The sequence below is a fragment of the Pseudomonas sp. efr-133-TYG-103a genome, from assembly GCF_030209235.1.
In the GTDB taxonomy this organism is placed as follows: Bacteria; Pseudomonadota; Gammaproteobacteria; order Pseudomonadales; family Pseudomonadaceae; genus Aquipseudomonas.
Genome location: NZ_JARVSK010000033.1, coordinates 57777 through 69550, shown reverse-complemented (window position 1 = coordinate 69550; position 11774 = coordinate 57777). Strand labels below are relative to the sequence as shown.

At 60.4% G+C, this 11774-nt stretch carries 6 protein-coding genes and 1 pseudogene; 3 read left to right on the top strand and 4 right to left on the bottom strand.

What is annotated here, in order from left to right; translation table 11 throughout:
• The first annotated feature begins 844 nt into the window (after nucleotides 1–844).
• The 3 genes and pseudogenes from QRN36_RS23955 to QRN36_RS27750 all read left to right on the top strand — a co-directional run bounded on the left by QRN36_RS23955 (nucleotide 845) and on the right by QRN36_RS27750 (nucleotide 4865).
• Complete coding sequence (locus QRN36_RS23955) at nucleotides 845–2761, top strand: methyl-accepting chemotaxis protein (RefSeq protein ID WP_285426311.1); 1917 nt, start codon at nucleotides 845–847, stop codon at nucleotides 2759–2761.
• A gap of 160 nt (nucleotides 2762–2921) precedes the next feature.
• Nucleotides 2922–4004: pseudogene (locus QRN36_RS27755) on the top strand (methyl-accepting chemotaxis protein); the annotation flags it as partial.
• Nucleotides 3990–4865 carry a methyl-accepting chemotaxis protein gene (locus tag QRN36_RS27750; RefSeq protein WP_373568795.1) on the top strand — a complete coding sequence of 292 codons (876 nt, stop codon included), beginning with the start codon at nucleotides 3990–3992 and terminating at the stop codon, nucleotides 4863–4865. The pseudogene QRN36_RS27755 and the gene QRN36_RS27750, both read left to right, overlap by 15 nt.
• A gap of 229 nt (nucleotides 4866–5094) precedes the next feature.
• Here the strand turns inward: QRN36_RS27750 and mdoH are convergent, their stop codons facing one another.
• The 4 genes from mdoH to pip form a co-directional block, all read right to left on the bottom strand.
• Nucleotides 5095–7683 (bottom strand): glucans biosynthesis glucosyltransferase MdoH, encoded by a 2589-nt coding sequence (mdoH, locus tag QRN36_RS23945; protein ID WP_285426309.1) that lies wholly within the window; start codon nucleotides 7681–7683, stop codon nucleotides 5095–5097.
• Entirely contained in the window at nucleotides 7676–9652 is a 1977-nt protein-coding gene (locus QRN36_RS23940; RefSeq protein WP_285426308.1) for a glucan biosynthesis protein G, read from the bottom strand. The genes mdoH and QRN36_RS23940 overlap by 8 nt, the downstream gene beginning before the upstream one ends.
• Before the next feature lie 264 nt (nucleotides 9653–9916).
• A complete protein-coding gene (gene dtd / locus QRN36_RS23935) occupies nucleotides 9917–10354 on the bottom strand; it encodes a D-aminoacyl-tRNA deacylase (RefSeq protein ID WP_285426307.1) in 438 nt (145 codons plus the stop codon).
• Nucleotides 10355–10490: 136 nt separating this feature from the next.
• Nucleotides 10491–11462 carry a prolyl aminopeptidase gene (pip, locus tag QRN36_RS23930; RefSeq protein WP_285426306.1) on the bottom strand — a complete coding sequence of 324 codons (972 nt, stop codon included), beginning with the start codon at nucleotides 11460–11462 and terminating at the stop codon, nucleotides 10491–10493.
• Nucleotides 11463–11774 lie beyond the last annotated feature (312 nt).

Genomic DNA, 11774 nt, shown 5'->3' with positions numbered 1-11774 from the left:
AGCAGCAGGCGGCTTGATCACCGTAATCGGTGTCCGGAAAAACTTGACCAGAACAAGCGCGCTCCTACGGGAGCTGGGCGTCGCCGGAGAGTTCGGGAATGGCCCGGAGATTCCTGTGGGAGTGAGCTTGCTCACGAAGAGTCCGGCACATCCTTTGGAGATGTTTCGGCTGTAATTCAGTCTTCGCGAGCAAGCTCGCTCCTACGGGAGCTGGGCGTGGCCGGAGAGGTCGGGAATGGCCCGGAGATTCCTGTGGAGTGAGCTTGCTCACGAAGAGTCCGGCACATCCGCTGGAGATGCTTCGGCTGTAATTCAGTCTTCTGGCGCGACCACGCCATGGCGCAATGCCCTTGAGGCAGTGAGCCAACTGTCTTTAACAGCCGCTCGATCAACGGCGTGACGCCCGACGCTTTCCCGGCTAAAGCCGGTCCTACATACATTTGCAGCGCCTGTAGGACCGGCTTCAGCCGGGAAAAGGCCAGTGTATGCGGTGGAAATGTAGCGTCTGGACGTCAGCGTTCATGAGCAAGCTTGCCCACAGGTTTTGTCACTAGTCAGCCCCGCGTACCCTTGTAGGAGCGCGCTTGCCCGCGAATTGGCCGTCGCGTCCGGTGGAGATGCAGCGGCTGGAAACCAGTCTTCGCGGGCAAGCGCGCTCCCACCGGTTCGGTGCCTGGCGCGCGACGACTCCACGCCGCACAGCGCTTCCACCCTTCTTGCATCCGGCAATCGGCTTCCATCGGCGATCCGGCACTTGGCCGATATGCCGCCTTCTCGTGGCTTCAGGCCGGTATAAACGTGCCGATAACCCTGCGTCCATAACAATAATCCGCAAGGAATCATCATGTCTCGCTGGTTTGCCCACCGCCTTGGAAATGTGAGCGTCAGCCTCAAACTGGGTATCGGTTTCGGGCTGGTGCTGTTACTGACACTGATCATCACCGCCACCGGTTGGTCGAGCCTGACGTCGTTGATCGAGCGCGGCGACAAGCTCGCGGCGATCTCGCAGATCAGCGAACAGACGATGGATTTGCGCACTGCCCGCATGCGCTATGAAGCTCAGTTCAGCCCGGAAACGGCGACGGCAGTCATGACCGCATTGGACAAGCTCGATGGCGACCTGAAGAAGACTCGCGGCGTGATCACCGCCGGCGAGGATCTTAAGTTGCTGGACGCGCAGATCCAGGCTGCAGCGGACTATCGCAAGGCTTTCGACGACATGAGCAAGGCTTTGCAGGCGCGTGAGGCGAGCCGCAGCAACCTCGGCGCAACGGCAGACGCCGCAGTGGATGAGGTCAAGAAGATCGAAGAAGCGCTGATCCAGCACGACAATATTCTGCAGTTCAACAGCGCGGTGGACGTCAGCAAGCAGATCCAGCAAGCCCGCTTCCAGGTGCGCGGTTACACCTTCAGCGGCAATCCGGACTTCGAGAAAAACGCCAATGCGGCGATCGATGAAGCCATCATGGGCGTCAACTCGCTGGCCGGTGACGTTTCGTCGCAATACATTCCGCAATTACAACGCGCGAACCTGGCCCTCAAGGGTTATCGCGCCGCCGTGGGCCAGTACCGCGATGCCCAGCAGGTCAGTCGCCAGGCGCTGGAGAAAATGACCTCGCTGGGCCAGCAACTGCTGGACCTGAGCGACAAATTGACCGCCTCGCAGAACGCCAAGCGCGATGCCGACAGCCAGCAGGCGCGGTCGATGCTGACCATAGCGACCGCTCTGGCCCTGCTGTTCGGGGTCATCGCGGCATGGGCGATTACCCGCCAGATCGTCATACCACTCAGTCAGACGCTGGTTGCCGTCGAGCGCGTCGCGTCCGGCGACTTGACCCATAACCTCAGCGTCGACCGCCGCGATGAACTCGGCCAGCTGCAAGGCAGCATTCAACGAATGACCGTCAGCCTGCGCGAGCTGATCGGCGGCATCGGTGATGGCGTCACCCAGATCGCCAGCGCGGCAGAACAGCTTTCGGCGGTCACCGAACAGACCAGCACAGGCGTCAACAGCCAGAAAGTCGAGACCGATCAGGTTGCCACGGCCATGCACCAGATGACCGCCACGGTGCAGGAAGTTGCGCGCAACGCCGAGGAAGCGTCGGAGGCGGCGGTCGCTGCCGACCAGCAGGCCCGTGAAGGCGACAAGGTGGTGAATGAAGCCATTGCCCAGATCGAGCGCCTGGCCAGTGAAGTGAGCCATTCGACCGAGGCCATGGGCGAACTCAAACGCGAGAGCGACAAGATCGGCAGCGTGCTGGATGTGATCAAGTCGGTCGCTCAGCAAACCAACCTGCTCGCGCTGAACGCAGCCATCGAAGCGGCACGCGCGGGCGAAGCCGGACGTGGATTTGCGGTGGTGGCCGACGAGGTACGCAGCCTGGCGCAACGCACACAGAAGTCCACCGAGGAAATCGAAGTGCTGATTGCCAGCTTGCAGAATGGCACGCAGCAGGTCGCTACGATCATGGACGCCAGCCATGACCTGACCGTCAGCAGCGTCGAACTGACGCGTCGGGCCGGCAGCTCACTGGAGAGCATCACGCGAACGGTATCGGCCATTCAGTCGATGAACCAACAGATTGCGGCCGCCGCCGAGCAGCAGAGCGCCACGGCCGAAGAGATCAACCGCAGTGTTCTCAACGTGCGCGATGTGTCTGAGCAGACTTCGGCCGCCAGCGAGGAAACCGCCGCCTCCAGCATGGAGCTGGCCCGACTGGGTACGCATCTGCAGGGACTGGTGGGCCGCTTTCGCGTCTAGATCAGCCTGCTGATTTCGACCCGTGAATCGGCCCTTCTGGGCCGTTTTGCGACCTCCGTCACCTCACGCTCAGCTTCAGAAATTTCCTACGACCTGTTCAGGTCACATTCCCGTCCCGCCTGCCGATGCGCGTTTATCGCTCATCCGCAGGAGACGTCCCATGTTGCACACCTTCAATCGGGCACTGGCCAATGCCAGCGTCAAACTCAAATTATCGCTGGGCTTCGGTCTGGTGCTGTTGCTGACGCTGGCCATCACGCTGACCGGCTGGCACGGCCTGGACATCATGATCGAGCGCTCGGAGTCGCTGACGTCGATCGCCCAGCTCAACGCCATGACCAAGGATCTGCGCGCCGAGCGCATTATCTTTCGCGATGAAAACACGCCGGAAAATGCGAGCCGCGTCGTAGCGCGCATTAACGAAATCGAGGCGCACCTGGCCGTGCTGCGCGAGGATTCCCCGCCCCCGGATATCCTCAAGCTTCTTCACAGCCAGAGCGAAACGGTGCGAACGCTGGAATCGACCTTTGCCGAGCTGGGCCAACAGCTCAAAGCCCGCGAGGCTTCGCGTCTGCGTCTGGCGGACCTCTCCGAGCAGGCCATCGCGTCGATCAGCAAGGTTGAAAGCGAAGTGCTCAAAGCCGTCAGTCAGGAACAGGACAGCAGCGAGCGACTGGGTGAATTCACCAACATTCAGCAACTGCGCGCCCAAGTGCAGAATGCGCGTTATGAAGTGCAGGCGTACGTGTTCAGCGCAAGAGAATCCTACGAGGTCGCGGCCATCACCGCCATCGACGAGGCGCTCCAGGAGGTCGAGCAGATCGCTCGGGACCAAAGCGAGAGCACCATCGGCGAGCTGCTGACAGCGCGCAAGACGCTGCAGGGCTACCGCGACAGCTTGCGGCAGTTCAAGGAATTGCAAGTCAGCGCCGAGGCCGCTCAAGAATCGATGGAGGCCCTGAGCGACACACTCCTGACATCCACCGGTGAGATCACGGCACTGCAAAGCCTGCGACGCGATGCCGAGGCGTCTCAATCGCGCACGATGCTCAGCGGCGTGGCGGTTATCGCGCTGGTGCTCGGCTTGCTCGCAGCGTGGCTGATCACCCAGCAGATCATCACGCCGTTGCGCGAAACCCTGAAGGCGGCCGAGCGCATTGCGAAAGGCGACTTGAGCAAGGACCTGGATGTCAGGCGCCGCGATGAAATGGGTGCTCTGCAACGCAGCATGCAGGACATGACGGTCAGCCTGCGCGGGTTGATCAGCGGCATTGGCGACGGCGTGACCCAGATCGCCAGCGCCGCCGAAGAGCTGTCGGCCGTCACCGAACAGACCAGCGTCGGCGTGAACAGTCAGAAAGACGAAACCGACCTCGTTGCAACAGCGATGAATCAGATGACTTCCACCGTGCTGGAGGTCGCGCGTAATGCCGAGGAAGCCAGCGAAGCCGCGCGTCAGGCGGACCAGCAGGCCCGCGAGGGCGACAAAGTGGTCAATGACGCCATCGTTCAGATCGAGCGTCTGGCGCGCGAGGTCAATAACTCAACCGAAGCGATGGGCAAGCTCAAGCTTGAAAGCGACAAGATCGGCGGCGTGCTGGACGTCATCAAGTCGGTTTCGCAGCAGACCAACCTGCTGGCCCTGAACGCTGCAATCGAGGCGGCGCGGGCGGGAGAGGCCGGCCGCGGTTTTGCCGTGGTGGCGGACGAAGTGCGCAGTCTGGCGCAACGCACGCAAGAGTCGACCGAAGAAATCGAAGTGCTGATCGCGGCGCTGCAGAGTGGCACCCAGCATGTCGTCAGCACGCTGGACGCCAGCCGTGATCTGACTGACAGCAGCGTGGACCTCAGTCGCCAGGCCGGCAGTGCCCTGGGCCACATCACGCGCACCGTGTCGAACATTCAGGCCATGAATCAGCAGATCGCTGCGGCCGGCGAAGAGCAAAGCAGCGTGGCCGAACAGATAAACCGCAGCGTCCTGAACGTGCGCGACGTGTCGGAGCAGACCGCCGCCGCAAGCGAAGAAACCGCCGCGTCCAGCATCGAACTGGCGCGCCTGGGTGTGCAGTTGCAAGAGATGGTGGGCAAGTTTCGGGTGAACTGACGGGACGCCATTCATCGAGCCGCCGAAGTAGGACCAACTCTAGCCGGGAACGCGTTAGCTGCCATATCTCAGGCCGATGGCGCCTGCACTGGGCGCTTTCCCGGCTGAAGCCGGTCCTACTCGGATTGCTTGGTAAAACCGGTCCCTTTGCAGCGCCATCGCTACAGTAGAACAAACGAAAACGCCGCCGAAGATTGCTCTTCGGCGGCGTTGTTTATCACGCGTTCACTCAGGCGTTGACGAGGGTCGCCTCGCTCACGTGTGTCGCTGGTTGCAACGGCAACAGCGGCGCATGAGGGTCGGCTTTGACCGACGCCCGCCACGCATCCAGCCACGCGGTGTTGCCTTCGGCCCAGACCAGCTCGTGCAGGCGAGCCAGCGCGACCGGGTCGCTCAGCAACTGCAGGCGCTCGTGGTTGTTCAGATGCTCAGGACCGCCCTTGATCGCATGACGCACGCGCTCGACGCGCATCCACTCGATCGGTTCGGCCTGACGGTGGCGAGAAGTCGCCAGCGCACACGCCAGTGCGTTCTGCTTGGGATCGACCACGGCACGAACGAAACCGTCATTCAGCGCATGCCAGCGGTTTTCGTGGGTGTACTGATCGGTCGACACCAGCTCTTGTGGCGGGGTGTGCTCTTCCGGGATCAGGAACAGACTTTCGTCACGCGCCTTGAGCCCCAGATTGGTCCGGCTGGAAATCACCGAAACCGGGATCGACAGAATGAGCGAACCGACGATCGGCACCAGCCACCAGAGGAAGCTTGGGTTCAACCACATCACCAGCAATGCCCAACCGAAACCGAGCAGCGTCTGCGGACCATGACGCTTGACCGCTTCGCTCCACGGTGTGGAGTCGTCGTCACGCTGCGGAGAATTCCACGTGGCAGCCCAGCCCAGGAACGCAGCCAGAACGAAGCGCGTGTGGAAAATCATACGCACAGGCGCCAGCAGCATGGAGAACAGCATTTCCAGCAGCATCGACAGCGTGACCTTGATCCGACCGCCGTAGCCCACCGCGCCTTTGGCCCAGATCAGAATGATGCTGAGCAGTTTGGGCAGGAATAGCAGAACGATCGTGGTCGAGAACAGCGCGACGGCTTTTTCCGGGTGCCATTGTGGCCACAGCGGATAGAGCTGCCGAGGTTCGAGGAAGTACGTCGGTTCCATCAGCGTGTTCACCGCCAGCAGCGCGGTGGACAGCACCAGGAAGAAGAACCACAACGGTGCCGAAAGGTACGACATCACCCCCGTCAGGAACACTGCGCGGTGAACCGGGTGCATGCCTTTGACCAAGAACAGACGGAAGTTCATCAGGTTACCGTGACACCAGCGGCGGTCACGCTTGAGTTCGTCCAGAAGGTTCGGCGGCAGCTCTTCGTAGCTGCCCGGCAAGTCATAGGCAATCCACACGCCCCAGCCGGCACGACGCATCAGCGCAGCTTCAACGAAGTCGTGGGACAGAATCGCACCGGCAAATGCGCCCTTGCCCGGCAACGGCGCCAAGGCGCAGTGCTCGATGAACGGCTTCATGCGGATGATAGCGTTGTGGCCCCAATAGTGGGATTCGCCCAACTGCCAGAAGTGCAGACCGGCCGTGAACAGTGGACCATAAACGCGAGTCGCGAATTGCTGCATGCGGGCATATAGCGTATCCATGCCAGAAGCGCGGGGCGCAGTCTGGATGATACCGGCGTCCGGCGTCGCTTCCATCAAGCGCACCAGACTGGTCAGACACTCACCGCTCATGACCGAGTCGGCGTCGAGCACGACCATGTAACGATAGTCACCGCCCCAGCGACGGCAGAAGTCATCCAGGTTACCGCTCTTGCGCTTGACGCGACGGCGGCGGCGGCGATAGAAGATTTTGCCGAAGCCGCCGGCCTCGCGGCAGACGTCCAGCCAGGCCTGTTGCTCAGCAACGGCGATGTCGGTTTCGTTGGTGTCGCTGAGCACGAAGAAGTCGAAGCGGTCCAAATCACCCGTGGCCGCGACCGACTCGAACGTTGCACGCAGACCCGCGAACACGCGAGGAACGTCTTCGTTACAGATCGGCATGACGAGCGCGGTGCGCGCGCCTGCTTCGATAGGCTCGTTGCCCGCGCTGGCACCGGAAATCCGATACTTGTCACGGCCAGTGAGCAATTCGAGGAAGCCCATCAGCGCAGTCCAGAAACCGGCCGACACCCAGCAGAACAAGATCCCGAACAGCAGCAGAATGCTGGTCTGCAGCGCATACGGCATCACTTGAACGGCTGTCTGCCAGAGGGTTTGATGGCTGATTTCATCGAACGAAACCAGCGACCAGCCCTGATACGGCAGGATGCCTTTCATGTAGAAGCCAGCCACGATGGTCTGGCCCAGCATGAGGATCAGCAGGATGTAGCGACGGATCGAGCCGACGGTGCGCCAGCGCGCCTTGGGCAGATCACGCGGAAGATCGCTCTGATCCGGCTTTGGCGGATTGGTCTTGCCAGTCATCCGGCGCCAGGCGCGGTGCAGGATGTTGGTGCGCCAGGGCTCAGGCACAACCTTGGTCCGGCGAATCGGCGGCGTGGCCTTCAGGCGCACGCGACCGCTGGCGTCGACACTCAGCATTTCGGCGTCATGCAGCTCATCAGCGGTGGTCAGGGTCAGACGGCGACCCACCGAAGCCTGCGCGGCTTCGGCAGGATCGGCAACGGTCTGCGCCGAAAGGCGTTCATGCAGCTCAGCAAACGAGGTGCAGCTGGCAAGTTCTGCCCGCTGCTCGTCGCTCATTGGCAGGTGTGCCAGGTACTCGGTCAGAGACTCTGGCACGGCTTGTGAATTACTCATCGGCTGGCAACTGGTAGCTCCAGGTTTCGGTCAGGACTTGTTGAATCATGGCCGGCCCCTGTTGGGTGGATGCAGCCTCTACAGCTGGCTGCGGGGTGTCTTTGGCGCCTTTGTTGGCTTTTGCAGCATCGCCCAGCGCGGCTTCCGGACGGGAGGCCTCATCGGACTTGGCTTCGGCCACTTTCGCAGCGTCGGCAGGCTTGGCTGCATCAGCCTTGTCGGCTTTGCCCGCGTCCTTGGCATCAGCCTTGGCCACTTTGGCATCTTTGGTGTCTTTCGCGTCGCCGGCCTTCACTGCGTCGGTCTTGACGATCTCGGCCTTGTCATCCTTCGGCGCCACGGCCACTACAGCGGCTTTGGCGTCTGCTTTTTTCTCAGGCTTCTTGTCTGATTTGTCAGCAGTGATGACCGCAGGTTCCTTGCCAGGCTCGGCAGGCGTTTCGCGCAGCAGATAAGCGCGCATCTCGACCGACTTGTTCGGATCCTTGACCTTCAGTCGCAGCGTCAGGCGCCAGCCTTTGGTAACAGGGTTGTAGCGCAGGTTGTTTTCAACCAGATCGGTGTTGTCATCGGTGGTGACCTGGCTGCGGATCGCAGGGTCTTCACCCAGTTTGGCCAGATTCGGGCCGACGAAATCGACCAGGTAAGCCACGCTGCCATCAGGCTGACGAATCAGGTTGGACTGTTTGACGTCGCCAGTGGAGCGCAGGGTCTGCTTGACCCAGCCCAGATCAGGCGAGTGAATGGAATCCTCGTCCATGGTCCAGTGCAGGCGATAGTTGAAATCGACTGGCTGACCGGGCTCCGGCTGGGTTTCCGGCTTCCAGAACGCAACGATGTTGTCGTTGGTTTCGTCGGCAGTCGGGATCTCTACCAGATCGACGGTGCCCTTGCCCCAGTCGCCTTTAGGCTCGATCCAGGCACTTGGACGTTTGTCGTAGCGGTCGTCCAGATCTTCGTAATGGCTGAAGTTGCGACCACGTTGCAGCAGGCCGAAGCCGCGTGGGTTCTCGACCGAGAAGCTGCTGACAGCCAGATGTTTCGGGTTGTTCAGCGGACGCCAGATCCACTCGCCGTTGGCCGCCTGAATCGACAGACCGCTGGAGTCGTGCAGCTCGCGACGGTAGTTCAGGACTTTGGAAGGCTGATTCGCGCCGAACAGGTACATGCTGGTCAGCGGGGCGACGCCCAGCTTGCCGACCTTCTCACGCAGGTACATACGCGACTGCACGTCTACCAGCGTGTTGGTGCCAGGACGCAGCGTCAGCTTGTACGCGCCAGTCGCGCGAGGGGAGTCGAGCAGCGCGAAAATCACCAGATGATTGTCATCGGTGTTCGGCTTCTCGATCCAGAACTCGGTGAAACGCGGGAATTCTTCACCCGACGACATGGCCGTATCGATCGCCATGCCACGAGCGGACAGACCATAGACCTGACCTTTGCCAATGACGCGGAAATAGCTCGCGCCCAGCATGGTCATGATTTCGTCCTGCTTGTCGTCCTTGTTGATCGGGTAAGTGACGCGGAAGCCGGCATAACCCAGGTTCTCGGTCGCTTTGGTATCGAACTTCAAGTCGCCGAAATTGAAACGGCTTGGGTCGTACTTGATCTCGTTGACGGTAGTGGCCGTCACTTCGTTGATCTTGACCGGGGTGTCGAAGTGCATGCCCTGGTGGTAGAAGGAAATCTTGAATGGGGTCTTGTCATTGGCCCATTCCGCCTTCTCTTGAAGGAAGCGAATCTTCTGGTAGTCCGCAAACTTCATGTCGCGGAATTCCGCTGGAAGGTTGCTTTTTGGCGCTACGAATTTCTGTCCGGCCAGTTCTTTGGCCTTTGTCGCCACGTCGTCGAGATCGAACGCCCAAAGTTGACCGGCGCCGAACAGACAAAACAAAGCCGACCCGGCCAACAAGGCACTGCGCAGGCGCTTGCCAGGGGTCTTTGGTGCATTACATGGACTAACAATCACGAGCAACCCTCGCCGAAAACAGATGAAGAAACCAACGGCCAGCTTTCAAATGCCGGGTTGGCGAGCATTGTTCCGACTCCGAAAGGGGCCAATGATTCCCCAAACGATGTCGGACCATTCTGCGTTTTTACCGATTGGACGAACGATAGCCCGTCTTTGTAGCGCGCGATTATCTAGTAGCTCGCGTTACAACGCATCAGGGGAAGCAAAGTATTTATGGCTTTTTGCCTAATAAATTCGGGTACGACAGGCAAAACAGCGCAATCAGCTCTCCAGCAAAAATGTCACAGGGCCATCATTGATCAAATGAACCTGCATGTCCGCACCAAATTGGCCCGTCTCGACCGTCGGATGCGAGCTTTTTGCCTTCGACGCCAGATACTCGAACAACTCGGCCCCCAACGCCGGTGGTGCCGCCTTCGAAAAACTGGGGCGCATTCCGCTCTTGGTGTCTGCCGCCAGCGTGAACTGCGAAACCAGCAGCAAACCTCCGCCGACATCGCTCAACGACAGGTTCATCTTGCCGTCAGCGTCGCTGAACACCCGATAGTTAAGCAGCTTGTGCAGCAATTTGTCGGCACTGGCCTGCGTGTCCTGAGGCTCAACGCCCACCAGCACCAGCAGACCCTGATCGATGGCGCCGACCGTCACGCCCTCGACATCGACGCGCGCACTTCGCACGCGCTGAAGCAAACCTTTCATTCCCAAACCTCTTATTACTGCTGTCCACTGCCCCTGTAGGAGTGAGCTTGCTCGCGATCGCGGTTCGTCAGACACAACGATTGTGTCAGGCATAAAGCAATCGCGAGCAAGCTCACGCCTACAGGTTTACGGCGTGTCACGCTTCTTCGGGTGGCAGATCCAGCAAGCGTCGCGCCACTTGTGAGGCCGCCCGGATCAGCGCATCGGTAATGCCGGGCTCCGAAGCCGAGTGGCCTGCGTCACGGATGACCTGCAATTCACTGTTCGGCCAGGCCTGATGAAGCTCCCAGGCGTTGTCCAGCGCACAGATCACATCGTAGCGGCCATGCACGATGATGCCCGGCAGATGTGCGATCTTGTGCATGTCGCGGATCAGCTGGTTTTCTTCGAGAAAGGCATTGTTCGTGAAGTAGTGGCACTCGATGCGCGCGATGGACAGGGCGCGCTGCGGTTCAGAGAAACGGTCAACCACCTGGGGATTCGGGCGCAGGGTAGCGACCCGCCCTTCCCACGTTGACCAGGCTTTGGCCGCATGCATCTGGGCAATCTGATCGCTGCCCACCAGACGCTTGTGGAAGGCGCTGAGCAGATCGCCGCGCTCGTCCGGAGGAATCGGTGCGACGTAGTCCTGCCAGTAATCCGGAAACAGACGGCTCGCGCCCTCCTGGTAGAACCATTTGATGTCTTGCGGGCGGCTCAGGAAGATGCCACGCAGAATCAGCGCATGGACGCGATCGGGATGCGTCTGGGCGTAGGCCAGGGAAAGCGTCGAGCCCCAGGAACCGCCGAACAGTACCCATTTATCGATACCCAGATGCTTGCGAATGCGCTCGAGGTCTTCAACCAGATGCCAGGTGGTGTTGTTTTCGAGGTTGGCGTGGGGCGTTGAGCGACCACATCCGCGCTGGTCGAATGTGATGATGCGGTACAGATTCGGATCGAAATAGCGGCGGCTTTGCGCATCGCATCCCGAACCCGGCCCGCCGTGGATGAATACCACCGGCAAGCCATCGGGCGAGCCGCTTTCATCGACATACAGCACATGAGGCTCTTCCACTGCCAGATCGTGCCGGGCATAAGGTTTGATCTGCGGGTACAAAGTCTGCATAGGTGCTCCATAAGTCCAATTCAGGGGCTTCTATCTATCTGCCGTTGGGCATCATAAACCCGAATCGACAAATGATCATGCCTGCCTGTTACTGCTTCACTGTGGCCTTTGTTTTCGCGCGCCTCGCGGTTCGGAAGATCGTCACTGACGCACGAAACAACACCCGCCAGATGCGAACTGGAACGATCGATGCAAGCGTTTCAAACGTTCAAATAGCTGCGAACCAGAGCGGCATGTCTGAGTCGAACCGTGAGTCATGCAAGCGGATATTTCACCCGCTGGGCAGGAAATAACCGACGACACCCCCTACAG

Bases quoted from the DNA above. Each gene is read 5' to 3' on its own strand.
- QRN36_RS23955 (WP_285426311.1), top strand. From the start codon at position 845: ATGTCTCGCTGGTTTGCCCACCGCCTTGGAAATGTGAGCGTCAGCCTC.
- QRN36_RS27750 (WP_373568795.1), top strand. From the start codon at position 3,990: ATGCAGGACATGACGGTCAGCCTGCGCGGGTTGATCAGCGGCATTGGC.
- pip (WP_285426306.1), bottom strand. From the start codon at position 11,462: ATGCAGACTTTGTACCCGCAGATCAAACCTTATGCCCGGCACGATCTG.
- dtd (WP_285426307.1), bottom strand. From the start codon at position 10,354: ATGAAAGGTTTGCTTCAGCGCGTGCGAAGTGCGCGCGTCGATGTCGAG.
- mdoH (WP_285426309.1), bottom strand. From the start codon at position 7,683: ATGAGTAATTCACAAGCCGTGCCAGAGTCTCTGACCGAGTACCTGGCA.